The 23324-nt window shown below is 74.2% G+C and carries 21 protein-coding genes and 1 tRNA gene; 11 read left to right on the forward strand and 11 right to left on the reverse strand.

The features are described 5' to 3' along the window. Positions 1-233 precede the first annotated feature (233 nt). The 5 genes from GYH36_RS06465 (at position 234) to GYH36_RS06485 (ending at position 6302) form a co-directional block, all read left to right on the forward strand. Positions 234-1379: a LacI family DNA-binding transcriptional regulator gene (locus GYH36_RS06465; RefSeq protein WP_024841213.1), complete on the forward strand. Its 1146-nt coding sequence runs from the start codon at positions 234-236 to the stop codon at positions 1377-1379. A gap of 44 nt (positions 1380-1423) precedes the next feature. Next, positions 1424-3064 carry an FAD-dependent oxidoreductase gene (locus tag GYH36_RS06470; RefSeq protein WP_197022559.1) on the forward strand — a complete coding sequence of 547 codons (1641 nt, stop codon included), beginning with the start codon at positions 1424-1426 and terminating at the stop codon, positions 3062-3064. A 103-nt stretch (positions 3065-3167) separates the two neighbouring features. Beyond that, a complete protein-coding gene (locus GYH36_RS06475) occupies positions 3168-4451 on the forward strand; it encodes an ABC transporter substrate-binding protein (protein ID WP_034604732.1) in 1284 nt (427 codons plus the stop codon). A gap of 2 nt (positions 4452-4453) precedes the next feature. Then, positions 4454-5341, forward strand: coding sequence for a carbohydrate ABC transporter permease (locus GYH36_RS06480; RefSeq protein ID WP_312028532.1), 888 nt, complete (start codon positions 4454-4456; stop codon positions 5339-5341). After that, entirely contained in the window at positions 5331-6302 is a 972-nt protein-coding gene (locus GYH36_RS06485) for a carbohydrate ABC transporter permease (RefSeq protein ID WP_225872956.1), read from the forward strand. Before GYH36_RS06480 ends, GYH36_RS06485 begins: the two co-directional genes overlap by 11 nt. 13 nt (positions 6303-6315) lie before the next feature. On the opposite strand, the gene GYH36_RS06490 is transcribed toward GYH36_RS06485, so the two are convergent. After that, positions 6316-7491, reverse strand: a complete 1176-nt coding sequence (locus tag GYH36_RS06490) for a WXG100 family type VII secretion target (RefSeq protein ID WP_162289431.1) — start codon at positions 7489-7491, stop codon at positions 6316-6318. A 161-nt stretch (positions 7492-7652) separates the two neighbouring features. Here GYH36_RS06490 and GYH36_RS06495 point away from each other — a divergent pair, with 161 nt between their 5' ends. Together GYH36_RS06495 and GYH36_RS06500 are read left to right on the forward strand one after the other, a co-directional pair. Next, positions 7653-9509, forward strand: coding sequence for an ABC-F family ATP-binding cassette domain-containing protein (locus GYH36_RS06495; protein ID WP_162289432.1), 1857 nt, complete (start codon positions 7653-7655; stop codon positions 9507-9509). Further along, on the forward strand, positions 9506-9838 hold the full coding sequence (locus tag GYH36_RS06500; RefSeq protein ID WP_162289433.1) for a hypothetical protein: 333 nt from the start codon (positions 9506-9508) through the stop codon (positions 9836-9838). Before GYH36_RS06495 ends, GYH36_RS06500 begins: the two co-directional genes overlap by 4 nt. 15 nt (positions 9839-9853) lie before the next feature. Here the strand turns inward: GYH36_RS06500 and GYH36_RS06505 are convergent, their stop codons facing one another. After that, positions 9854-10339 (reverse strand): MarR family winged helix-turn-helix transcriptional regulator, encoded by a 486-nt coding sequence (locus GYH36_RS06505; RefSeq protein ID WP_024841205.1) that lies wholly within the window; start codon positions 10337-10339, stop codon positions 9854-9856. A gap of 118 nt (positions 10340-10457) precedes the next feature. Here GYH36_RS06505 and GYH36_RS06510 point away from each other — a divergent pair, with 118 nt between their 5' ends. After that, positions 10458-11060, forward strand: a complete 603-nt coding sequence (locus tag GYH36_RS06510; RefSeq protein ID WP_162289434.1) for an NADPH-dependent F420 reductase — start codon at positions 10458-10460, stop codon at positions 11058-11060. 139 nt (positions 11061-11199) lie between these two features. On the opposite strand, the gene GYH36_RS06515 is transcribed toward GYH36_RS06510, so the two are convergent. From GYH36_RS06515 to GYH36_RS06555, 9 genes are all read right to left on the reverse strand, one after another. Then, the gene (locus GYH36_RS06515) at positions 11200-12231 is read right to left on the reverse strand and encodes a TetR/AcrR family transcriptional regulator (protein WP_162289435.1); all 1032 of its coding nucleotides are present in this window, start codon (positions 12229-12231) and stop codon (positions 11200-11202) included. Positions 12232-12340: 109 nt separating this feature from the next. Continuing rightward, positions 12341-13168 carry an ABC transporter permease gene (locus GYH36_RS06520; RefSeq protein WP_203231643.1) on the reverse strand — a complete coding sequence of 276 codons (828 nt, stop codon included), beginning with the start codon at positions 13166-13168 and terminating at the stop codon, positions 12341-12343. Beyond that, positions 13165-14112 (reverse strand): daunorubicin resistance protein DrrA family ABC transporter ATP-binding protein, encoded by a 948-nt coding sequence (locus GYH36_RS06525; RefSeq protein ID WP_024841201.1) that lies wholly within the window; start codon positions 14110-14112, stop codon positions 13165-13167. The genes GYH36_RS06520 and GYH36_RS06525 overlap by 4 nt, the downstream gene beginning before the upstream one ends. Before the next feature lie 146 nt (positions 14113-14258). Then, positions 14259-15620 carry an MFS transporter gene (locus GYH36_RS06530; RefSeq protein WP_162289436.1) on the reverse strand — a complete coding sequence of 454 codons (1362 nt, stop codon included), beginning with the start codon at positions 15618-15620 and terminating at the stop codon, positions 14259-14261. Positions 15621-15682: 62 nt separating this feature from the next. Then, on the reverse strand, positions 15683-16183 hold the full coding sequence (locus tag GYH36_RS06535; RefSeq protein WP_115943104.1) for a MarR family winged helix-turn-helix transcriptional regulator: 501 nt from the start codon (positions 16181-16183) through the stop codon (positions 15683-15685). A gap of 135 nt (positions 16184-16318) precedes the next feature. Continuing rightward, positions 16319-17527 carry an ABC transporter permease gene (locus GYH36_RS06540; RefSeq protein WP_162289437.1) on the reverse strand — a complete coding sequence of 403 codons (1209 nt, stop codon included), beginning with the start codon at positions 17525-17527 and terminating at the stop codon, positions 16319-16321. Next, the gene (locus GYH36_RS06545; protein WP_162289438.1) at positions 17524-18483 is read right to left on the reverse strand and encodes an ABC transporter ATP-binding protein; all 960 of its coding nucleotides are present in this window, start codon (positions 18481-18483) and stop codon (positions 17524-17526) included. Before GYH36_RS06545 ends, GYH36_RS06540 begins: the two co-directional genes overlap by 4 nt. 119 nt (positions 18484-18602) lie before the next feature. Then, on the reverse strand, positions 18603-19292 hold the full coding sequence (locus GYH36_RS06550; protein ID WP_162289439.1) for a hypothetical protein: 690 nt from the start codon (positions 19290-19292) through the stop codon (positions 18603-18605). 111 nt (positions 19293-19403) lie between these two features. Further along, positions 19404-20006, reverse strand: coding sequence for a TetR/AcrR family transcriptional regulator (locus GYH36_RS06555; protein ID WP_024841195.1), 603 nt, complete (start codon positions 20004-20006; stop codon positions 19404-19406). Positions 20007-20293: 287 nt separating this feature from the next. Here GYH36_RS06555 and GYH36_RS06560 point away from each other — a divergent pair. The 3 genes from GYH36_RS06560 to GYH36_RS06570 all read left to right on the forward strand — a co-directional run bounded on the left by GYH36_RS06560 (position 20294) and on the right by GYH36_RS06570 (position 23127). Continuing rightward, positions 20294-20365, forward strand: a tRNA-Gln gene (locus GYH36_RS06560). A gap of 30 nt (positions 20366-20395) precedes the next feature. Then, positions 20396-22075, forward strand: a complete 1680-nt coding sequence (gene glmU / locus GYH36_RS06565) for a bifunctional UDP-N-acetylglucosamine diphosphorylase/glucosamine-1-phosphate N-acetyltransferase GlmU (protein WP_162289440.1) — start codon at positions 20396-20398, stop codon at positions 22073-22075. A 68-nt stretch (positions 22076-22143) separates the two neighbouring features. Further along, positions 22144-23127 carry a ribose-phosphate diphosphokinase gene (locus tag GYH36_RS06570; RefSeq protein WP_024841193.1) on the forward strand — a complete coding sequence of 328 codons (984 nt, stop codon included), beginning with the start codon at positions 22144-22146 and terminating at the stop codon, positions 23125-23127. Positions 23128-23324 lie beyond the last annotated feature (197 nt).

A 23324-nucleotide genomic window follows, 5' to 3' on the forward strand; every position in this document is an offset into this window, starting at 1 on the left:
CCCGGGCCCGTCCCGTGCGCGCCCGTCCGTCGCCCGCCGGAAGTCCGCCCGCCGCCCGCCCGAAGACGGTCCGGAGCCTGCGCGGGCGGTCGTAATACGGATCACCGGAGCGGGGACCAGGCGCGCAGGCGTGCGGCTCCCGGCGTAATAATGCGTATTATCGCGTTGACCTCGGCGCGCGCCGCTCGCGAGACTCCTCATCACGTCATCGACGACGTGATCGAGGAGGATCCATGCCGAGGCACCGCATCACCCAGGCCGACGTCGCCGCGATGGCCGGCGTCAGCCAGGCGACGGTCTCGTTCGTGCTGAACGACTCCACGCCCGCCGGGGTGCGGATCAGCGAGGAGACCCGCCAGCGCGTGCTCGACGCGATCCGGATCACGGGCTACTCCGCGAACCCGGTCGCCCAGCGCCTCGCGGGCGGGCACAACCAGATCCTCGGCGTCTTCACCTACGAGGCGACGTTCCCGCGCGCCGGCCGCGACTTCTACGGCCCGTTCCTCGTCGGGATCGAGCACGCGGCCGAGAAGCTCGGCATCGACATCCTGCTCTTCACGAGCGCGCGCGTCGTCGACGGTCGTCGCCGCCTCACGCGCGACGGGTGGCAGCGGCTCGGTATCGCGGACGGCTGCCTCCTGCTCGGCCAGCACGAGGACCGCGGCGAGCTCCAGCACCTGCTCGACACGAACTACCCGTTCGTCTTCATCGGCAAGCGCGGGAGCGACGGCGGGCGGCTGCCCTACGTCGGCGCCGACTACGTCACGGCGACCGCCCGGCAGGTCGAGCGGCTCGTCACGCTCGGGCACGAGCGGATCGGCTACGTCGGGCCGCGCGGCACCGACCAGCCGACGCTCGACCGCGTGGACGCCTACCGCGCCACGATGAAGGCGCACGGCCTCACGGTGCGGTTCGTCGAGCTCGACGACGTCGCCGCCACCGCCGCGGAGATCGTCGACCAGCGCCTCACCGCGGTCGTGGTCGCCCCGGAGAACTACCCCGAGGAGCTCGTCGACGAGCTCGAGCGCCGCGACGTGCGGGTGCCCGAGGACGTGTCGTTCCTCCTCCTCGGCCAGCCCCACCACGGCCGCCCGGGCGGGCGCCGGTGGTCGGGGTTCTCGATCCCGCGCGAGGAGATGGGCGCGCGCGCCCTCGTCCTCCTCTCGCGCCTCGTCGCGGCCGACACCGGCCCGACGCGCTCCGGGCGGCGGGCCACGCGCGGCCTCACCGTCCCCGAGGACGAGCTCCACCAGCTCCTGGAGTGCGTCGACGTCGACGGCGAGACCGTCGCCGCGCCGCCCGCGCGGCGTCGTGTCGCGGCCCCCGCACGGCCGGTGGCCCCGGCACGGCCGGCGCCCGCGACCGCACCGGGCGTCTGACGCCCCCCGACCCGAACCCGAGCACCAGAGAAACGGACCCCAGCGTGACCCATCCAGACCTGCAGGCAGACGTCCTCGTCGTCGGCGCCGGGCTCGGCGGCGTGGCCGCCGCGCTCGCCGCGGCGGAGCGGGGCGCCCGCGTCGTCCTCACCGAGGAGCACCCGTGGATCGGCGGGCAGCTCACGTCCCAGGCGGTGCCGCCGGACGAGAGCGCGTGGGTCGAGCGGTTCGGCGTGACCGCGCGCTACCGCGCGCTGCGCGAGGGCATCCGCGACGTCTACCGGCGCTCATACCCGCTCACCGACGCCGCGCGCACGTGGGACGCGCTCAACCCCGGCGCGGGCTGGGTCTCGAAGCTGTGCCACGAGCCGCGCGTCGCGGTCGGCGTGCTCGAGGAGATGCTCGCCCCGTGGCGGTCGGCGGGCCGCGTCCGCCTGCTGGAGCGCGTACGCCCGACGGCGGCCACGACCGACGGCGACCGCGTCACCTCCGTGACGCTCACCCCGGTCACCCCGGGCGACGGCGCGGTCGGCGACGGGGCCGTGACGGTCCGCGCCGCGTACGTCGTCGACGCGACCGAGACGGGAGAGCTCCTGCCGCTGACCGGCACCGAGTACGTCACGGGCTTCGAGTCGAACCGCGAGACGGGCGAGCCGAGCGCTCCCGACGAGGCGCAGCCGGACAACGTGCAGGCGCTGAGCGTGTGCTTCGCCGTCGAGCACGTGGACGGCGACCACACGATCGACCGCCCCGAGCGCTACGGCTTCTGGAGCACCTACACACCCGGACCGTGGAACGGGCGGCGCATGCTGTCGTGGGAGGCGCCCAACCCGCGCACGCTCGCGATGGACGTGCGGTCGTTCACCCCGAACCCGGGGGACGACGCGCGCGCCGTCGACGCCGACCAGTCGAAGAACCCCGGCGACGGCAACCTGTGGACGTTCCGGCGCATCGCCGCCCGCGACCTGTTCGCGCCCGGCCATTACGCGAGCGACCTGTGCCTCGTGAACTGGCCGAGCATCGACTATTTCCTCGCGCCCGTGCTCGACGTGCCGCGCGACGTGGAGGAGGCCCGGATCGCCGACGCCCGCCAGCTCAGCCTCTCGATGCTCTACTGGATGCAGACCGAGGCGCCCCGCGCCGACGGCGGGACCGGGTTCCCCGGCCTGCGCCTGCGGCCCGACGTCATGGGCTCGGCCGACGGGCTCGCCCAGGCGGCCTACCACCGCGAGTCCCGCCGCCTGCGCGCCGTGACGACGGTGACGGAGAACGACGTCTCGTACGCCGTGCGCGGCGACCGCGGCGCGACGCGCTACGACGACTCGGTCGGCGTCGGCATGTACCGGATCGACCTGCACCCCTCGACCGGCGGCGACACGTACATCGACGTCGCGTCGACGCCGTTCGAGATCCCGCTCGGCGCGCTGCTGCCGCAGCGCGTGACCAACCTGCTCGCCGCCAACAAGAACATCGGCACGACGCACATCACCAACGGGTGCTACCGACTGCACCCCGTCGAGTGGAACATCGGCGAGGCCGCGGGACACCTCGCGGCGCACTGCCTCGCGACGGGGCGCACCCCGCACGCCGTCCAGTCCAAGGCCGACCTGCTCGCCGACTACCAGGACGAGCTCGTCCGGGCGGGCGTCGAGCTGCGCTGGCCCGCGGAGGCCCACCCCTACTGACCCGGCCGCCCGACGGCGACCGACGCACGACCCCCTCAGTCCGAAGGAGAACTGATGACCCCCCCTCACCCGCCGCACCCCGGCCCGACGCCGCCTCGTCGGCGTGCCCCTCGCCGCCGGCGGTGCCGCGCTGGCCCTCGTCCTCACCGCGTGCTCCGGCGGCGGCGACGACGTCTCCGGCGAGCCGAGCACCCCGAGCGAGCCGGTCGAGCTGCGCATGACGGTCTGGACGGCCGACGAGACGCAGCTCGCGCAGTTCCAGGAGATCGCCGACGCGTACGTCGCCGAGAACCCGGACCTCGTCTCGGGCGTGACGTTCGAGACCATCCCGTTCGAGGACTACACGACGTCCCTCACGACGCAGCTCGCGGGCGGCAACGCGCCCGACCTCGCATGGATCCTCGAGAGCTACGCGCCCGAGTTCGTCGCGAGCGGCGCGCTCGTGGACGTCGCCCCGAAGCTCCGGGAGACCGAGGGCTACGAGTACGACGACCTGCTCGACTCGTCGCTCGCGCTGTGGGAGAAGGACGGCGGCCTGTACGCCTACCCGTTCTCCAACTCGCCGTTCGCGCTGTTCGTCAACACCGACCAGGTCGCCGCGGCGGGCCAGCCGAACCCGGCCGACCTCGTCGCGTCCGGCGAGTGGACGTACGACCAGGCCCGCGACATCGCGCAGGCCGCCGCGGCGACGTCGGGCAAGCAGGGTCTCGTGGTGCGCGACTTCGACTACAAGATCTGGGAGAACCTGTCGACGGTCTGGGACGGCTGGGGCGCCGCGCCGTGGAGCGAGGACGGCACGCAGTGCACGTTCACCGATCCGGAGATGGTCGACGCGCTCACGTGGATCCACGACGCGACGTTCGTCGACAAGGCCCTGCCCGGCCCGGGCACGACCGCCGACTTCTTCGCGGGCGACTCCGCGATGACGATCACGCAGATCAGCCGTGCGTCGGCGCTCGACGACTCGTTCGCGTGGGACGTCGTGCCGCTCCCGGCGGGCCCGGCGGGCCAGCAGAACGTCATCGGCCAGGCCGGCATCGGCGTCTTCGCCGCCGGGGAGCACCCGGACGTCGCGGCCGACTTCCTCGCGTGGTTCACCAACCCGGAGAACGCCGAGACGCTCGCCGCGTACTTCCCGCCGCCGCGCGAGTCGCTCCTGAACGCCGAGACGCTCGGCGCGGCGAACCCGAGGCTCAGCGAGGAGCAGCTCCAGGCGGTCGTCGTCGAGGGCATCCAGGGCGCGGTGACCAAGCCGTCGCACCAGAGCTTCGCCAAGCTGCAGGACACGGTGCGCGCCGAGCTCGACGCGCTGTGGACCGCCGACGCGGACGTCGAGGGCGTCCTCGCCGACACGTGCGCGGCGATCCAGCCCCTGCTCGGGGACTGAGCGTGGCGTCCTCCGCACTCGCACGACGGGACGCGGCCGTGGGCTACACCATGGTCGCGCCCGCCGTGCTCGGCGCGCTCGCGTTCGTCGTCGCGCCGCTCGTCGCCGTCGTCTGGTACTCCCTGCACGAGTGGAACGTCCTCGCGAACACGTTCACGTTCGCGGGCGCGGACAACTACGAGCGCATGCTCGCCGACCCCGGGCTGCGCGACTCGTTGCTCGCGAGCCTGTGGTTCTCCGTCGGGCTCGTGGTCCTCAACATCACGCTCGCGCTGCTCCTCGCGGTGCCGCTCAACCAGCGGCTCCCGGGCACCACGACGTTCCGCACGTTCTTCTTCTCGCCCGTCGTCGTGTCGCTCGTCGCGTGGACGATCGTGTGGAGCTTCCTGCTCCAGGCCGACGGCGGAATCAACGGCTTCCTGTCGCTGCTCGGCGTCGAGGGCCCGAACTGGCTGCGCGGCGAGACGACCGCGATGCTCTCGGTGATCGTCGTGCAGGTCTTCAAGAACGTGGGCCTCAACATGATCCTGTTCCTCGCGGCGCTGCAGGGGGTGCCCGAGGAGATCCAGGAGGCCGCGCGCATCGACGGCGCGGGCGCGTGGCGGCGGTTCCGCTCGATCACGCTCCCGCTCATCAGCCCGACCGTCCTGCTCGTCTCGATCCTCACGATCGTGGGGTCGCTCGAGGTGTTCGCGCAGATCGCCGTGCTCACGGGCGGCGGGCCGGGGAGCTCGACCACGGTGCTCGTCTACTACCTGTACCAGCAGGCGTTCCGGTTCAACGACTTCGGCTACGCGAGCGCGATCTCCGTCCTGCTGTTCGTCATCGTCCTCGTCCTGACACTCGTGCAGTGGCAGACGCGCAAGAGGTGGGTCTTCCATGAAGTCTGACGTGATGCCCGGCCCGGCCACGCTCCCTGGCGCGGACGACGCCCCCGCCCGACCCGCGGCGTCGGGCACGGGCGGCGACGGCAGGGACCGCGCGCGGCCCGCGCCCGCACGGCGCGACCGGGCGGCGCGGTCCCGGCGCCGCTGGGGCCGCGGGGCGCTCGTGGCGCTGCTCGTCGTGCTCAGCGTCCCGTTCGTCTTCCCCACGTGGTGGATGGCGACGTCGAGCCTCAAGCCGATGAGCGAGATCCTGCGCGCGGTGCCGACGCCGTGGCCGCAGGACCCGTCCTTCGCGGCGTACGGCGAGGTGTTCCGGCTGCAGCCGTTCGCGCAGCAGTACTGGAACAGCCTCTACATCGCCGTGGTCGTGACGGTCGGGACGATCCTCGTGGCCTCGATGGCCGGGTACGCGTTCGCGCGCATCCGGTTCCCCGGGGCGAACGCGCTGTTCCTGCTCGTGCTCGTCGGGCTGCTCGTGCCGTCGGAGGTGACGATCGTCCCGCTGTTCCGGATGGTCAACTCGCTCGGGCTCATCGACACGCACTGGCCGCTCGTGGTCATCCCGATCCTCGGGGCGCCGAGCGTCCTCGCGACGTTCATCATGCGCCAGTTCTTCCTCGGGCTCCCCGGCGAGCTCGAGGAGGCGGGGCGCATGGACGGCCTCGGGCGGTGGGGGATCTTCTGGCGGATCGCGTTCCCGCTGTCGCGCTCGGCGATCTCGGCCGTCGCGATCTTCACGTTCCTCAAGTCGTGGAACCTGTACCTCGAGCCGATCGTGTACCTGTCCAGCAAGGACCGGTTCACGCTCCCGCAGGCGCTCACGCAGTACGTCGACGCCTACGGCGGCCCGATGTGGAACGTCCAGCTCGCCGCGACGACGCTCACGGTGCTGCCGGTCCTCGCGGTGTTCCTCGTCGCGCAGAAGCAGTTCGTCCAGGGCCTGGCGCACACGGGACTGAAGTAGGAGAGGCCGCCGATCAGCCCTGCTCGGGGTACTCGGTGCGGGTGCGCGACCCTCCGACCGAGACGCTCCCGCCGCCGACCACGGGCAGCGGCGTCCCGGCGGAGAACCCGGCACCCTGCTCCTTCACGACCGTCCCGCCGGGGGGCGTCGTGATGAGCGAGCTCGGCGGGTTGGGCACGACGTTGCCGCTCGCGTCGTACGTGATCGCGTACACGCCGGGCCCGCCGAGGTCCGTGCTGCCCGGGACGATCCCCGTGCCCTCGATGCCTGCGCCGGCGTCGCCGCGGACGTAGACCGTCGTGGTGCCCGTGTTGTTGTCCACTCGGGTGCCGACCAGGCCCTCGACCTCGACCTCGGCCCTGCCTCCGGCGAGCGGGACGACCGCACCCCCGGCGGACCCGGTCGCGTAGGCGCCCGCCTCGACGATCGTGGCGTCGGGCCTTGGCGGCACGTACGACCCGAGCTCCGGCCCCATGTAGTGCATCGTCTGGCGCTGCTGGTAAGCGAGGAAGGCGTCGACCTCCTCCTGGCTCGCGAAGGTGTACTCGCTCCCGACGTTCAGCACCGCCCCGCCCGAGGCGCCCGCCTGCGCGCCGAGGTTGACGCCGTGCTCGTTCACGTGCCCCTCGACGTAGGGGGTCGGGGTGCCCTCTCCGACCCCCAGGCTGCCCCCGGCGAGCTGGGTGACCCGGAACGTCCCGTCGGAGAGCTCGTCGATGCGGTACTCGAACCCGGCGCTCCCTTCCCCCGGGCCGGCCCCGATGCCCTGCTCGTACGTCACGTGCTCCGTCGCGACGATCGTCGGCGGCTCCTGCTGCTCGGTCATCGGCGGCAGGTCGGGCAGGGTGCGATCGCCCGGCAGACCAGGGATCCCGCCGCCACCGCCGCCGCCGCCAGCACCGCCGCCACTGCTCCCGCCGCCGTCGACGGCGCTCGCGCTGTCCTGTTGCTCGGCCTGCACGCGGAGCTTCTGCGCGCCGTCGTCGAGCAGGGTCGACGACGCTCGCAGCGCCGCCTCCATCTCGCCGTGCCACCGTGCCCGCAGCGCCTCGGCGTCCGGACCTGCCCACGGGGTCGACGTGACGGCGGCGCGCAGCGCCGAGGTCGTCGCCTCGAGCTTCGCGGACTCGCCCTGGAACGTGTCGGCGAGCCCGCGCAGCGCGGCGACGTCGGCACCGTAGAAGGACATGGTGAACCTCTGCTGGCAGGGGGACGGTTGTCACGGTCACCCTTCGTCATGGCGCGGCCCGGCGCAAGGGGGAGGAGTCCCCATCGGGCCGAGACGCGCGGTCGGGCTGAGCGCCCGGCGCCCTGCACGAGGACGCCGCCGAGGTCGCTACGCTCGACGGTGTGGCTCATCTCCTCGGCGCCGACGGCATCTCGCTGACCGTCGGCACCCGCACCCTGCTCGACGACGTCTCGCTCGGCCTGGACGACGGCGACCGCGTCGGCATCGTCGGCCCCAACGGGGCCGGCAAGACCACGCTCCTGCGCCTCCTCGCGGGCACGCAGCAGCCCGACGGCGGCCGCGTCACCCGCGTGGGCGGCCTGCGGGTGGGCCTGCTCGACCAGCGCGACGACGTCGGCACCGGCGCGACGATCCGCGACCTCGTGCACGGCGACGCCGCGACCCACGCCTGGGCGTCGGACGCGAGCATCCGCACCGTCCACGCGGGGCTGCTGGGCGACCTCGACCTCGACGCCCCGGCGGACACGCTGTCCGGCGGGCAGCGGCGGCGCGTCGCGCTCGCGGCCCTCCTCGTCGCCGACCACGACGTGCTGTTCCTCGACGAGCCCACGAACCACCTCGACGTCGAGGGCGTCGCGTGGCTCGCCGCGCACCTCGGCGACCGCTTCGCCCGCCCGGGCGCGAAGGGCGCCCTCGTGGTCGTCACGCACGACCGCTGGTTCCTCGACGCCGTGTGCTCGCGCATGTGGGAGGTGCGCGGCGACGGCTCGGGCCAGGTCGAGGGCTACGAGGGCGGGTACGCGGCGTACGTGCTCGCGCGCGCCGAGCGCCAGCGCACCGCGGCCGTCGCGGCGGAGAAGCGCGACAACCTGCTGCGCAAGGAGCTCGCGTGGCTCCGGCGCGGCGCGCCCGCGCGCACGTCCAAGCCCAAGTTCCGCCTCGACGCCGCCGCCGCGCTCATCGCCGACGTCCCGCCGCCGCGCGACACGCTCGAGCTCACGCGCACCGCGACGAAGCGGCTCGGCAAGGACGTGCTCGACCTCGAGGACGTGACGGTCGCGGTGCCGCGCCAGGACGGTCAGGGCGAGCGCGTGCTGCTCGACGACGTCACGTGGCGTCTGGGACCTGGCGACCGGTACGGGGTCGTCGGGGTCAACGGCGCCGGGAAGACGACGCTCCTCGCGCTCCTCGCCGGGCGGCGCGAGCCCGACTCCGGGCGGGTCAAGCGCGGCAAGACCGTCCACGTCGCGGAGCTGTCGCAGGACGTCGGCGAGCTCGACGACATCGCGGGCCTGCGCGTCGTGCAGGTCATCGAGAGCGAGAAGCGCTCGGTCGTCGTGGACGGCAAGGAGCTCACGGCGTCCCAGCTCGTCGAGCGCCTCGGGTTCACGCGCGAGCGGTCGCAGACCCTCGTGCGCGACCTCTCGGGCGGCGAGCGCCGCCGCCTGCAGCTCCTGCGCCTGCTCGTCGCGGAGCCCAACGTGCTGCTGCTCGACGAGCCCACGAACGACCTCGACACCGACACGCTCGCCGCGCTCGAGGACCTCCTCGACGGCTGGCCCGGCACGCTCGTCGTCGTCTCGCACGACCGCTACCTGCTTGAGCGCGTCGCGGACCGCCAGGTCGCGCTGCTCGGGGACGGTCGGGTGCGCGACCTTCCGGGCGGCGTCGAGCAGTACCTCGAGCTACGGCGCGCGGCGCTCGCGGTTCCCGGGGCGGCGTCGAGCGGCTTCGCGCCTGCGGCCGGGGGCGACGGCGGGGCGGAGGGCGCGCCGGACGCGGCCGCCCCGGCCGGGCCCAGCGCCGCCGAGGTCCGCGCGGCGAAGAAGGAGATCAACCGCATCGAGCGACGGCTGTCGAAGATCGCGGAGGCCGAGGCGCGCCTGCACGAACGGATCGCGGCGAACGCCACGGACTTCGCGGCCGTCGCCGAGCTCGACGCCGAGCTGCGCACGCTCGCGGCCGAGAAGGACGACCTCGAGGCGGCGTGGCTCGAGGCGGCGGAGGTCGCCGGGTGACGGGCCCGCACCCGATGCGGGTCGCCGTCTCGGCGCGCGGCGTCGAGGTCGACGACGGCCAGGGCGGCGTCCTCGCGCCGTGGTCGGACGTACGCCGCGTCACCGCCTTCGCGCTCGCGGCGGCGGGCGGTACCGCGCGCTACGTGTCGTTCGACCTCGTGGACGGGCACAGCGTCGAGGTCGACGACGCGTCGCCCGAGTGGGACGACGTGGTCGCCGCGCTCCCGGCGCACGCCGACCTCGCGGTGGACGACCTGCCCGCGGCGCTCGCGGGCCTGGGCCCGGACGACGGGGTGCTCGTCGTCGCCGGCCCGGCGCGCGCCCGCTGAGCGGGGGCGTCGGGCTCAGCGCCGCAGGAAGCCCATGCGGTCGTCGGGGTCGACGCGCGCGAGGATGGCGCCCGCGATCTCGTCGAGCTGGGCTACCTGCTCGTCCGTGAGGGCGTCGATGACGTGGTCGCGCACCGTCGCCACGTGCCCGGGCGCGGTGGCCACGACCTTGTCCCAGCCCGCGTCGGTGAGGTGGGCGTTCGTCGCGCGGCGGTCCTCGGGGCACGGCACGCGTTCGACGAGTCCGCGCTTCTCGAGCCGCGCCACGACGTGCGAGAGCCGCGGGAGCGTCGCGTTCGTCGCGCTCGCGAGGCCCGTCATGCGCAGCGTGCGGCCCGGTGCCTCGGAGAGCATCGCGAGCACGTAGTACTCGAAGTGGCTCAGGTCGGCGTCGCGCCGGAGCTGGGAGTCGAGCACGCCCGGGAGCAGCTCGACCACCGCCACGAGCCGCTTCCACGCGTCGAGCTGCTGGTCGTCGAGCCAGCGGGGTTCTGTCGTCATCAAGCCTCCTCGGGAGACTCCATCGTAATAGTTGACGCTACAAGCTTCGGCGCGTACGGTGTTAGTTGTAGCAACAACCAATAGCCGCCCGCCGGACGGCGCACGAAGGGAAGCCACCATGAGCAGCATCACCATCATCGGCGCCGGGAACATGGGCTCGGCGATCACCGGTCTCGCGCTCGCCGCGGGCAGCGACGTCCAGGTCCTCACCCGTGAGGCCACCGAGCTCGACCCGCGCGTCACGGCCGGGAAGGTCGGCGACGACGTCACGGGCGAGGTCGTCGTGCTCGCCCTCCCGTACGGCGCGGTCGACGAGGTCCTCGACACCTACGAGGACCGCCTCGACGGCACGGTGCTCGTCGACATCACCAACCCCGTCGACTTCGCGACGTTCGACTCCCTCGTCGTGCCCGCGGGCTCGTCGGCCGCCGCGCAGATCCAGGAGCGCGTGCCGGGCGCCCGCGTGCTCAAGGCGTTCAACACGAACTTCGCCGCGACGCTCGCGTCCGGCCAGGTCGGCCCGCTGCCGACGACCGTCCTCGTCGCGGGCGACGACGCCGACGCGAAGGCCACGCTCGCCGCCGCCGTGTCCGGCGTGCGCGTCGTCGACGCCGGCCCGCTGCGGCGCGCGCACGAGCTCGAGGCCCTCGGCTTCCTGCAGCTCACGCTCGCCGCGGCCGAGAAGACCTCGTGGACGACGGGCTTCGCCCTCGCGGAGTGACCCACGGCGCTCGCGCCGGGCGCACCACGGCGCGCGCACGACGGCGGCCGGCCACCCCGCGCGGGTGACCGGCCGTCGTCGTGCCGTGCGGGGGCCGCGGGGCGTGATGCCCGGCGTCGGCCTCCCGCGAGGCGTGCGGTCAGGCGCGCGCCTTCTCGACCGCCGCACGGGCGGCCTCGCGCTCGGCCTTCTGCGCCTCGCGCAGCGCCTTCTTGAGCTCGCGGACCTTCTTCTGCGCCTCGCGCACGCGTCGCTCGGCGTCGCGGCGCTTGAGCGTGGCCTTCTTGACCTTCGGGTCCTTGAGGTGGACCGCGACCTCGACGGGTGCGACGGCGTCGCGCGGGTCCGGCGCGGAGGCCGCGCCGTCCGCGCCGGGGCCGTCGACCGGCGTCGAGCCGCTGCCACCGCGGTTGCCAGCCCCCGGGGCACCGGCCGCGCGCGCGTCGACGTAGACCGCGATCCCGTCGAGCACGCGCTCGAGGCCCCACGCCGTGTCGTCGATGTCGCCCTCGCCCGCGTACGTGCCCGCCTCGACGAGCGGGCGCAGGTAGGGGAACCGGACCTCGTCCACGAGCTCGCGCAGCGCGTCGGCCCACGCGCCGCCCTGGACGGTCGCGTCGCCGTCGGCCGCCGCGACCGCGCGCGCGAGGTCGGTCTGGAGCCGGGCCGCGTTCCGCGCGTACCCGCTCACGAGGAGGATGACGGACATCTTCTCCTCGTCGTCGAGCGGCGTGGAACGCAGCGCGCGCAGCCCGCTGTCCGCGCCGCGCAGGTTGTTCGGCGTGAGGGGTGCCCCCGTCACGGGGATGTCGAGGAACCACGGGTGGGACGCGAACGTCGCCATGGTGAACTGCGCCCACTCGCGCAGCTCCGCGCGCCAGTCGGCGGGGTCGTGCGGCGGCGGGTACTCGACGTCGAGCGCGGCCTCCTGCATGAGGAGCAGCAGGTCGTCCTTGCTCGTGACGTACCGGTAGAGCGACATCGTCGTGAAGCCGAGCCGCTGCGCGACCTTGGCCATGGACACCGCGCCGAGCCCGTCGGCGTCGGCGATCTCGATCGCCGTCTCGACGATCCGCTCGATGCTCAGCTCGCGCTTGGGCGCACGCTCGGGGCGTTCGGCGACGCCCCACGCGAGCGCGAGCCGGGGAGGGAGGTCGGGTGCGTCCGTCATGCCCACATCATCCCCGAGGTCGGGTGTCCGGCGCTGTGCCCGGCCGAGCATGTGCTTGTCGCCCGCCCTGAGCCCAGGGCGGGCGACAGCAACATGCTCGGCGGCGGGATCAGCGGGCGGTCCGTCGCCGGTAGAGCACCGAGCCGACGACGCAGCTCGCCACGAGGAAGCCGACGAGCCACGCGACGGCGGTGAGCGCCGTCGACGCGTCGGGCGACCCGGCGAGGAAGCCGCGGAACGTCTCGATGACCGGCGTGAACGGCTGGTTCTCGGCGAACCCGTGCAGCCACGTCGGCATGGTGTCGATCGGGACGAACCCCGAGCTGAGGTAGGGCACGAAGAGGAAGAGGAAGTTCACCGACTGCGACGCCTCGACGCTCAGGACGAGGCCGAGCGCGACGCTGAGCCACGTGAACGTGAGCACCGCGAGCACGGCGAACGCGACGAGCCCGAGCCAGTCGGCGAGCCCGGCGTCGGGCCGGAAGCCGAGCGCGAGCGCGACGCCCACGACGACGACGGCGGACGCGAGGTTGCGCACGACGCTCGCCACGACGTGCCCCCACAGCGCGGACGGCCCGAAGATCGGCAGCGTCTTGAACCGGTCGATCGTGCCGGACGTCATGTCCTGCGCGACGCCGACCGCGGCCGTCGCGGAGCCGAACCCGAGGCACATGACGAGCACCCCCGGGACGACGTAGTCGATGTAGTCGTCGCCGCCGATCGCGCCGCCGAAGATCACGACGAAGACGAGCATGACCATCACGGGCAGGAAGAACGCCGTGATGAGCCCGTCCACGCTGCGCAGCTGGCGCCGCGTCTCGCGGCGCACCATCGTGCGGACGTCGCGCGCGGCCGTCGCCGGGCTGCGGCGGGGACGGTCGGGCCCGGTGCGCGAGGGCCGGGCCAGGGTGGGGGTGGCCGTGGGCGTGGCGCTCATCGGGCGCTCTCCTTCCGGGTGAGGGCGAGGAAGACGTCGTCGAGCGTCGGCTTGACGACGCTCACGCCGACGACGGCGAGGGAGTGGGTGTCGGCCGCGGCGAGCACGTCGCGGATCGTGCGGACGGGGTCGTCGCTCGGCGCGGTGAGCGACAGGTCCTTCTCGTCGGTGGTCGTGCCGTCGAGCCCCAGCGCGGGGGCCAGCCCGGCCGCTGCGGCGAGGCTCGCCGGGTCGTCGAACGCGACGCGCACGTGGTCGCCCGCGACGAGCGCCTTGAGCTCGGCGGCCGTGCCGCGCGCCGCGACGCGGCCGTCGTGCAGGACGGCGATCGTGTCCGCGAGGCGGTCGGCCTCCTCGAGGTACTGCGTGGTGAGCAGGACGGTCGTCCCGTCCGCGGCGAGGCCGCGCACCACGTCCCAGAGCTGGGCGCGCGACGCCGGGTCGAGCCCCGTCGTGGGCTCGTCGAGCACGAGCACCGCGGGGTCGGCGACGAGGCTGATCGCGAGGTCGAGCCGGCGCCGCATGCCGCCCGAGTAGGTCCCGACCCGCCGGTCGGCCGCGTCGGTGAGGTCGAAGCGCGCGAGGAGCTCGTCCGCGCGTCGACGCACCGCACGCCGGGGCAGGTGCGCGAGCTCGCCCATCATCACGAGGTTCTCGCGGCTCGTCTGGAACTCGTCGACCGACGCGTACTGGCCTGTGAGCGCGATGACCTCGCGCACGCGCGCCGCGTCGTGCACGACGTCCGCGCCGGCGACGCGCGCCGTGCCGCCGTCGGGCCGCACGAGGGTCGTGAGGATGTTGACCGTCGTGGTCTTGCCGGCGCCGTTGGGGCCGAGCAGCGCGAAGATCTCGCCGCGGCGCACGGTCAGGTCGACGCCGCGCAGCACGGCGTGGTCGCCGTAGGACTTCTCCAGCCCCTGCACGGCGATCATCGGTTCGGTCATCGCCTTCTCCTTCTCGGTCGGATGCGGTGTGCGACGCACACGTAGGTGTATGGCATAAACGATGTGTACACCATAAACACGCCCGCGAGCGAGGGTCAAGGGTCGACGGGCGCCGGGATGCTCCGGCCGTTGATGAAGAGGTCCGGTCAGCGCGGCGCGGGCGCCGGGCGTCGGCCCGTGAGCACGAGGCCGATCCCCGTCATGACGACGAGCGCGCCCAGCACGACGGCGACCGGCGTCGTCCACGTCCCGGTCGCGGTGTGCAGCGCTCCCGCGAGCGTCGGCGCGACCGCGGCGAGGCAGTAGCCCACCGACTGCACGGTCGCCGACGCCTGGCGTCCGCGTCGGACGGTGGGGAAGCGCTGCGCGACGAGCGTGAAGATGACGACGAAGTTGGCCGCCTGGGCGACCCCGGCCGCCGACGCCCAGACCGCCCACAGCCCCGGCGCGACGAGGAGGCCCACGGGCAGCGAGAGCCAGAGCACGGCGATCCCCACGAAGCTCTGCCGCAGCGACCACCGCCGCGCCGCGAGCGGCACGGCGAGCCCGCCGACGATCGCGAAGCCCTGGAACAGCGACGCCGCCCCGCCCGACGCCGCGCGCGGGATGCCCGCGAGCTCCTCCAGGACGAGCGGCAGCCACGCCGTGAGCGCGTAGAAGCTCGACGACTGGAGCGCGAACATCGCGCACAGCCACCACGTGAAGGGCGTCGCGAGCACGTGGCGCTCACGGGCGGCGGCCGGGTCCGTGCCCGTCACGCCCTCCGCGGCCGCCGCGGCGAGGGCCTCGCCGTCGCCGTCGCCGTCAGCGCCGGGGCCGCCGTCGCCGTCGTGGTCGCCGGGGGCGTCGGGCGCCTCCCGCGGCGGCGCCGCCGAGACCGCCGGACCGCGGTCGGGTCGCGCCTCGCGCGGGACCGCGCGCAGCCACCAGACGAGCGCGACCACCGCGAGCACGGACCACGACGCGAGCGCCCAGCGCCAGCCCACGGCGTCGGCCAGGGGTGCGGTGAGCGCCGTCGTCGCGACCGTGCCGACGTTGATCGCCGCCGTGTACAGGCCGGTGACGGTCGAGACGTGCCCGGGGAAGTCGCGCTGGGCGATCATCGGGACGGCGAGGTTCGCCGTCGTGATGCCGAGCCCGAGGAGCACCGTCCCGGCGAACGTCCCCGGGGCGCTGACCGCCGGGTCGCCGACGAGCGCGCCCAGGTCGGCCGAGCGCACGAGGGTGCCCGCGAGGATCAGGCCGAGCGCGACGGCGATCGCGGTCCGCAGCGACGACCGCCCGAGCAGTCCCGCGACGGCGGGCGTGGCGAGCGCGAAGCACAGGACGGGGATCCCGGTGAGCAGCCCGGCCGCCGCGGCCGTGAGGTGCAGGTCGGCGGCGACGTCGGCGACGACGGGCGGCAGCGCCGTGAGCGGAGCGCGCAGGTTGACCGCGACGAGCAGCACGGCGACGAGCAGCACGCCGTCGATCCCGCCGCGGAACGTGCTCGGGCGGGACGGCGGCATCGGGCGGGGACCTCCGGGTGCGGACGGGGGCGACGCCGCCCGTCCGGTCGGCGGGCCGTCGGTCAGTCGTCGAACTGTCCTACGACTGTACGCAGGAGCGCCGCGAGCGCCGGGCGTCCGCCGGGCTCGAGCGCGTCGAGGATGCGCGCCTCGACGGCGAGGAGGTCGGTCATCGCCGCGTCGACGCGCTCCAGTCCGTCGGGCGTGAGCTCGACGAGCACGCCGCGGCGGTCGTCGGGGGAGCGGCGGCGCACGACGAGGCCGCGCTCCTCGAGCCGGTCGATGCGGTTCGTCATGGTGCCGCTCGTCACGAGGGTCTGCGTGACGAGCGCGCCGGGCGAGAGGCGGTACGGCTCGCCGGCCCGGCGCAGCGCGGACAGGACGTCGAACTCCCACGTCTCGAGGTGCCCGCGCGCGAACGCCGTGCGGCGCGCGCGGTCGAGGTGGCGCGCGAGGCGGTCGACGCGCGAGAAGACGGTGAGCGGCTCGACGTCCAGGTCGGGGCGCTCGCGCTGCCAGGCCGCGACGATGCGGTCGACCTCGTCCTCGTGCTGCTGGTCCATGACGAGAGGGTACTCGATGTGTCTCGACGTCAAGACTCTTGACGGGCCCCGGTCAACTCCGGCGCGCCGAGCATGCGGTTCCGGAGCGTCCGGATCGTCAGACGCTCCCCAACCGCATGCTCGGCGTGGGGGTGATCAGGCGGCGCGCAGGGCGTCCTTGAGCCTGACGCGCGCGCCGGTGCGCAGGACCGCGTTGGAGTAGATCTTCGCGGCGAGCCACACGAGCACCGGGACGACGGCGACGGACAGGCCCAGGGCGAGGAGCGCCTCCCACGTCTCGGCGCTGCCGAGCGCGATGCGCACGGGCATGAGCAGCGGCGAGCACAGCGGCACGTACGACAGCCACACCACGAGCGGGTTGTCCGGGGCCCACGGCGCGACGGAGACGCCCACGATGTACGGCACGACCATGAGGAACGTGACGGGGGTCGTGACGGCGCCGACGTCCTCCTGGCGCGAGACGAGCGCGCCGAGCCCGGCCATGAGCAGCGCGTAGCTGACGAACCCGACGACGAACCACACGAGGGCCCACACGGCCGCGGTCCCCAGGTCGATCGTCGAGGTGTCCACGAGGCCCAGCCCGAGCGCCGTGCCGACGCCCGCGACCACGACGAGCGCGACCTGCCCGAGCCCGACGAGGCCGATGCCGAGCACCTTGCCCGCCATGAGCTGCCACGGCCGGACCGTGGAGAGCAGGAGCTCGACGACGCGGCTCGTCTTCTCCTCCACGACGCCCTGCGCGATGAGCTGGCCGCTGATCATGATGGCCATGAAGAGCAGGATCCCGGTGACGAGGCCCGTGATGTAGCGCGCGGGGTCGAACTCGCTGGGCTCGCCGATCGTGCGGACGGTCGGCTCGGCGGTCGCGATGTCACCCGCGACCTGGGCCGGGTCGCCGCCGAGGTCCGCGACGGCGTCGGACAGCGCGGTCTGCTGGGCGAGCGTCGTGAAGACGGCCGTGAGCCCGGGCGAGAGCTCGGTGTCCACGACGACGGTCGGGTCGTCCGCCGTCCCCGTGACGAGCGCGGCGAGGTCGCCGTCGCGCACCTGGGCCTCGCCCGCGGCGTCGTCGGCGACGTCGACCGTCTCGACCTCGGTCCCGAGCGTGCTGCCCGTGGCCGTGATCGGCTCCGCGAGCGCCGCCGTCTGGGGCGTGACGCCCACGCGCTCGGCGGTCGGGCCGGACGAGCTCGCGGCGTTGAGCACGACGCCGCCGAGCACGACTGCGGCGACGAGGATCACCGTCAGCCACACGAAGGACTTCGAGTGCAGCCGCGTCATGATCTCGCGGCCGGCGACGAGGCGGATCGCGCCCCAGGACGTCAGCGTGGTCCCCGTGCTCATGCCCCCACCTCCACGGTCTCGGCGGCCTCGCCGGCCGGCTTCTCCTCGGCGCTCACGACGTCGCGGTACAGCTCGGTGAGCGACGGCCGCACGAGCGCGAACTCGTGCACGGGGCCGGCCGCGAGCGCGGTGCGCAGCACGGCCTGCTCGCGCCCGCTCGTCCCGTCGACGCCGCCCGCGGACGTGAGCTCGACGACGGTGCGCGACCCCTCGAGGCTCACGGCCCGCGCGTCGGGCACGGCGCCGATCCACGTCGCTCCCGGCGGCCCGTCCACGACCCAGCGCTCGTGCTCCGTGCGGCGCAGCTCGTCGATCGTGCCGACCTCGACCATCGCGCCGTCCTTGATGATGCCGACGCGGTCGCACAGGCGTTCCACGAGGTCGAGCTGGTGGGACGAGAACACGACGGGCACGCCCGCGTCGGCGCGGTCGCGCAGCACGCCGCTCATGACGTCGACGGCGACCGGGTCGAGGCCGCTGAACGGCTCGTCGAGCACGAGCAGCTCGGGGTCGTGCGTGAGCGCCGCGGCGAGCTGGACGCGCTGCTGGTTGCCGAGCGAGAGCTTCTGCACCTCGTCGCCGCGGCGGGCGTCGACGCCGAGCGTCGTGGTCCAGCGCTCCATGGCGTCCTTCGCGTCGGTGGCGGAGAGGCCGTGCAGGCGCGCGAGGTAGACGAGCTGCTCGCCCACCTTCATGCGGGGGTACAGGCCGCGCTCCTCGGGCATGTAGCCGATCCGTCGCCGGGCGGCGAGGTCGATCGGCCGCCCGTCCCAGCGCACCTCGCCCGCGTCCTCGGCGAGCACGCCGAGCACGATGCGCATCGTCGTGGTCTTGCCGGCCCCGTTGGAGCCGACGAAGCCGAAGATCTCGCCGGCGCGCACGTCGAACGACGTCCCCCGCAGGGCGCGGACGTCGCCGTAGGACTTGGTCAGCGAGTCGATCTCAAGAGTCGCCATGGGTCCCACACAACCACGCGCCCCGGTGGGCGGCACAGGACAGATGTCACGTCCTGCCCGTGCGAACGGTGGGGACCGGGCCCCGCCGAGGTCGGTGGCCTCGGCGGTGCGAGCGGCGGTCAGCCCCGGTGCTCGTCGGGCACGCGCGGGAGCGACGAGCGCGCGGCGCGCACCGTGATCCGCAGCATCGCCGCGGTCGCGTGGTCGACGTCCGCGACGTCGTCGCGGCGGACGGCGTCGAGCGCGGCCCACAGGAGCTCGCGCGCGATCGCGGCCTCCCGCTCGTCGAGGCGCCCCGAGACCGACTCGACGGCGCTCATCGCGACGAGCACGCGCATGCCCGCGGACGTGGGCGGCGCGACGCGCACGCGCCGGATCTCGATCGCGTCGCGCAGGGCGCGGCGCTCGACGCGCGTGAGCCGCGGCCCGGCGGTCGCGTGCACGAGCGCGCGCGTGAGCAGCAGGGCGCCCGCGCCGAGGACCGCGGCGGCGAGGACGAGGGGCGCGGGCGCGAGGTCCCGGCCCAGGGCGAGCACCGCGAGCGCGACGAGCGCACCCGCGACGACCCCCGGGCGCAGCCCGTCGACCGCGGCACGCCGGGCCGCGTGCCGGCGCACCCGGTCGAGCTCGCGCGGCGTCAGCCCGGGCACGAGCACGTCGGTCCGCTGGACGATCCGTTCCGGCGCCCCGGCGACGGCGCCCTGCAGGCAGCGCGCCGTCGTCCACGTCGAGTAGCCCCAGACCGTGGGACGGATCTCGTCCCGGCAGTCGTGCGGCGTGCGGTCGGTCGACCGGTCGTGCCCGTGCATGAGGTGCCCCGCCCTTCGTCGAGCTCGTGCTTCCGAGGGAGAGACGGGCGTGCCGTGCCGCCATGACGCGACTTCTCCCGTGGTCTTCGCCCGGGTGCCGGGTGCCGGCCGTCAGCGCTTCGTCGTGATGAGGTGCGGGCGCTTCTCCATGTCGGCGAGGCCGTTCCACGCCAGGTTGACGAGGTGCGCCGCGACCTCCGACTTCTTGGGGGAGCGCGCGTCGAGCCAGTACTGGCCGGTCAGCGCGACCATGCCCACGAGCATCTGCGCGTAGATGGGCGCGACCTTGGGGTCGAGCCCGCGTGACTTGAACTGGTCGGCGAGGAGGTGCTCGACCTGCGTCGCGACGTCGCCGATGAGGCTCGAGAACGTGCCGGTCGCCTGCGCGACGGGCGAGTCGCGGACGAGGATGCGGAACCCGTCCTCCGACGTCTCGATGTACGTCAGGAGCGCGAGCGCGGTGCGCTCCAGCAGCACCTTGGGGTGGCCGCCCTCGTCGAGCGCCCCGGACAGCGCGGCGGTCAGCGCCTGCACCTCGCGGTCCACCACGACCGCGTAGATCCCCTCCTTGCCTCCGAAGTGCTCGTAGACGACGGGCTTGGACACCTCGGCGCGCGCCGCGATCTCCTCGACGCTCGTGCCCTCGAACCCCTTCTCCGCGAACAGGCCGCGGCTCACGGCGAGCAGCTGCTCGCGCCGCTGGCTCGCGGTCATGCGGGAACGGGGGGTGCGTCTGGGCTCGGCCACGAGGACCATCATGCCGTGAAGCCCCGCCGGGCCGGGGACGCCGCCCGCCGCCGCGCGCCGGGACGGCGCGCCCCGGGGCCGCGCCGGACGAGGCCGCCCGGTGTGGTGCGGGCCACGCCGCGGCGCGGGTGCGGATGGGACGAGACGGGCGCGAGCGTCGCCGCGCAGGGGGACCGACCTGGCAGACTGTTCCCGGACCCACCCCGCCCGTCGCGGCCCGGGAACGCACCGGGCGCGGTCGACGCCGGGTCCGTTCCGCCTTGGTGTAATCGGCAGCACAAGGGTTTTTGGTGCCCTTGGTCCAGGTTCGAGTCCTGGGGGCGGAGCTCGTGCCACCGATCCCGAGGGGAACACCCATGGAAGCTCAGCAGGGAACCGACACCACGGTCGCCCCCGCTGCCGTGATCGTCCTCGCCGCCGGCGAGGGGACGCGGATGAAGTCGTCCACCCCCAAGATGCTCCACACGCTCGCGGGCCGCAGCCTGCTCGGGCACGTGCTCGTCGCCGCGCGCTCGCTCGACCCGGCGCTCCTCGCCGTCGTCGTGCGCCACGAGCGCGACCGGGTGGCCGAGCACGCGGTGACGGTCGACCCGGCCGCCGTGGTCGTCGACCAGGACGAGATCCCCGGGACGGGGCGGGCGGTGCAGTGCGCGCTCGCCGCGCTCGACGCCAAGGCGCACGCGCAGGCGCTCCTGCGGGGCGTGCCCGACGGCGAGGAGGGCCGCGGCGTCGGCGACGGTCTCGAGGGTCCCGTGGTCGTCACCGCGGGCGACACGCCCCTGCTCGACGGCGGGACGCTCGCCCAGCTCCTCGCGGCGCACGTCGCGGACGGCAACGCCGTGACGATGCTGACGACGGAGCTCGCGGACGCGACCGGCTACGGGCGCGTCGTGCGCGACGCCGCGACGGGCGACGTGCTGCGCATCGTCGAGCACAAGGACGCGTCGGCCGACGAGCTCGCGATCCGCGAGATCAACGCCTCGATCTACGTGTTCGACGCCGCGGTCCTGCGCCGCGGGCTGGCCACGCTGGGGCGCGACAACGCGCAGGGCGAGGTCTACCTCACGGACGTCGTCGCGGCGGCGCGCGCCGAGGGCGGGGTCGTGCGGGCGCTCGTCTCCGACGACCCGACGGTCGTCGAGGGCGTCAACGACCGCGTCCAGCTCGCGATGCTGCGCGCCGAGCTCAACCGCCGCCTGCTCGAGGACTGGATGCGCGAGGGCGTGACCGTCGTCGACCCGGCCACGACGTGGGTCGACGTGGACGTCGAGCTCGCACGCGACGTCACCCTGCTCCCGGGCACGCAGCTCCACGGCGCGACGGTCGTGGGCGAGGGCGCGACGATCGGCCCGGACACGACGCTCACGGACACCGAGGTCGGCGCCGGTGCGACGGTGACGCGCACGCACGGCACCCTCGCCGTCCTGGGCGCGGGGACCACGGTCGGGCCGTTCGCGTACCTGCGCCCGGGCACGGTGCTCGGCGCGAAGGGCAAGATCGGCACGTTCGTCGAGACGAAGAACGCGGAGATCGGCGAGGGCTCCAAGATCCCGCACCTGTCCTACGTGGGCGACGCCACGATCGGCGAGCACACGAACATCGGCGCCGCGTCGGTCACCGTCAACTACGACGGCGTCCACAAGCACCGCACGGTGATCGGCTCGCACGCGCGCACCGGCGCGGACAACATGTTCGTCGCGCCCGTGACCGTGGGTGACGGCGCGTACACCGCGGCCGGGTCCGTGATCCGCCGCGACGTGCCCGCGGGCGCGCTCGGCGTCAGCGGCGGCCCGCAGCGCAACATCGAGGGCTGGGTCGAGCGCCGTCGTCCGGGGACCGCGGCGGCCGAGGCAGCCGCGGCCGCGCGCGCGACCGACCCCGAGGTGCCGCCGCTCGGCGCCCAGGCGCAGGCGCAGCTCGCCGACCAGAGCGCCGCGGCGACCGCCGACCGCCCCACCCCGCCGCCGCCCGGCCCCGAGCTCGAGCACACGCTCGAGGCGCTGCGTGGCACCCGACCCACCACCACGGCAGACTGACCGCGAACCGGCCGGACCTCCTCAGACCACCCCCGCACCCGGAAACACCACCGAAGGAACCCACAGGTATGAGCAGCACGATCGCCGGAAACGGGGAGAAGTCCCTCGTCCTCGCCTCGGGGCGCGCGCACCCCGAGCTCGCCAACGACGTCGCGCGGGAGCTGGGCATCGACCTGCTCCCGACGACCGCGTACGACTTCGCGAACGGCGAGATCTACGTCCGGTTCGGGGAGTCGGTGCGCGGCTCGGACGTCTTCATCCTCCAGAGCCACACCGCCCCGATCAACCAGTGGATCATGGAGCAGCTGCTCATGGTCGACGCGGCCAAGCGCGCGTCGGCGCGCACCATCACGGTCGTGCAGCCGTTCTACGGCTACGCGCGCCAGGACAAGAAGCACCGCGGCCGCGAGCCGATCTCGGCCCGCCTCATGTCCGACCTGTTCACCGCCGCGGGCGCCGACCGCCTCATGAGCGTCGACCTGCACGCCGCGCAGACGCAGGGCTTCTTCGACGGCCCGGTGGACCACCTGTGGGCCATGCCGATCCTCACCGACTACGTGCGCTCGCGCGTCGACACGTCGAACGTCACGGTCGTCTCGCCCGACGCGGGCCGCATCCGCGTCGCCGAGCAGTGGGCCGCGAAGCTCGGGGGCGGGCCGCTCGCGTTCGTCCACAAGACGCGTGACGTCACGCGCCCGAACCAGGCCGTCGCGAACCGCGTCGTCGGCGACGTCGAGGGCCGCGACTGCGTGCTCGTCGACGACCTCATCGACACCGGCGGCACCATCGCCGAGGCGGTGCGGGTCATCCTCGCCGCGGGCGCGCGCTCCGTCATCGTCGCGGCGACGCACGGCGTGCTGTCCGACCCGGCGGCGCAGCGGTTGTCCGAGTGCGGGGCGAGCGAGGTCGTCATCACCGACACCCTGCCGATCGCCGCGGAGAAGCAGTTCCCGCAGCTCACCGTGCTCTCCATCGCGCCGCTCATCGCGCGCGCGATCCGCGAGGTGTTCGACGACGGGTCCGTCACCTCGCTCTTCGACGGCAACAGCTGACGCCACGCGTCACCGTCACGCCCCGCCGCGCACGACCGCGCGGCGGGGCGTCGTCGTCTGCGCGCGCGAACCGCACGACCCGGGACGCCGGCGGACGGGCGACCAGGGCGGCCGCGACCCGGGCGGCACGACGACGGGCGGCCGCGTAGCGTGGGCGCGTCGCCGGCGCGTGCCGTCGACACACCGACGACGTGGAG

This window comes from Cellulosimicrobium composti (genome assembly GCF_010287905.1).
Taxonomy (GTDB): Bacteria; Actinomycetota; Actinomycetes; order Actinomycetales; family Cellulomonadaceae; genus Cellulosimicrobium; species Cellulosimicrobium composti.

Excerpts from the sequence above, each read along its gene's own strand:
- GYH36_RS06570 (WP_024841193.1), top strand. The coding sequence starts at position 22,144 with ATGAGCAGCACGATCGCCGGAAACGGGGAGAAGTCCCTCGTCCTCGCC.
- GYH36_RS06555 (WP_024841195.1), bottom strand. The coding sequence starts at position 20,006 with ATGACCGCGAGCCAGCGGCGCGAGCAGCTGCTCGCCGTGAGCCGCGGC.
- GYH36_RS06530 (WP_162289436.1), bottom strand. The coding sequence starts at position 15,620 with ATGCCGCCGTCCCGCCCGAGCACGTTCCGCGGCGGGATCGACGGCGTG.
- glmU (WP_162289440.1), top strand. The coding sequence starts at position 20,396 with ATGGAAGCTCAGCAGGGAACCGACACCACGGTCGCCCCCGCTGCCGTG.
- GYH36_RS06540 (WP_162289437.1), bottom strand. The coding sequence starts at position 17,527 with ATGAGCACGGGGACCACGCTGACGTCCTGGGGCGCGATCCGCCTCGTC.
- GYH36_RS06525 (WP_024841201.1), bottom strand. The coding sequence starts at position 14,112 with ATGACCGAACCGATGATCGCCGTGCAGGGGCTGGAGAAGTCCTACGGC.
- GYH36_RS06545 (WP_162289438.1), bottom strand. The coding sequence starts at position 18,483 with ATGGCGACTCTTGAGATCGACTCGCTGACCAAGTCCTACGGCGACGTC.
- GYH36_RS06520 (WP_203231643.1), bottom strand. The coding sequence starts at position 13,168 with ATGAGCGCCACGCCCACGGCCACCCCCACCCTGGCCCGGCCCTCGCGC.
- GYH36_RS06485 (WP_225872956.1), top strand. The coding sequence starts at position 5,331 with ATGAAGTCTGACGTGATGCCCGGCCCGGCCACGCTCCCTGGCGCGGAC.
- GYH36_RS06505 (WP_024841205.1), bottom strand. The coding sequence starts at position 10,339 with ATGACGACAGAACCCCGCTGGCTCGACGACCAGCAGCTCGACGCGTGG.
- GYH36_RS06535 (WP_115943104.1), bottom strand. The coding sequence starts at position 16,183 with ATGGACCAGCAGCACGAGGACGAGGTCGACCGCATCGTCGCGGCCTGG.
- GYH36_RS06510 (WP_162289434.1), top strand. The coding sequence starts at position 10,458 with ATGAGCAGCATCACCATCATCGGCGCCGGGAACATGGGCTCGGCGATC.
- GYH36_RS06550 (WP_162289439.1), bottom strand. The coding sequence starts at position 19,292 with ATGCACGGGCACGACCGGTCGACCGACCGCACGCCGCACGACTGCCGG.
- GYH36_RS06515 (WP_162289435.1), bottom strand. The coding sequence starts at position 12,231 with ATGACGGACGCACCCGACCTCCCTCCCCGGCTCGCGCTCGCGTGGGGC.
- GYH36_RS06490 (WP_162289431.1), bottom strand. The coding sequence starts at position 7,491 with ATGTCCTTCTACGGTGCCGACGTCGCCGCGCTGCGCGGGCTCGCCGAC.
- GYH36_RS06465 (WP_024841213.1), top strand. The coding sequence starts at position 234 with ATGCCGAGGCACCGCATCACCCAGGCCGACGTCGCCGCGATGGCCGGC.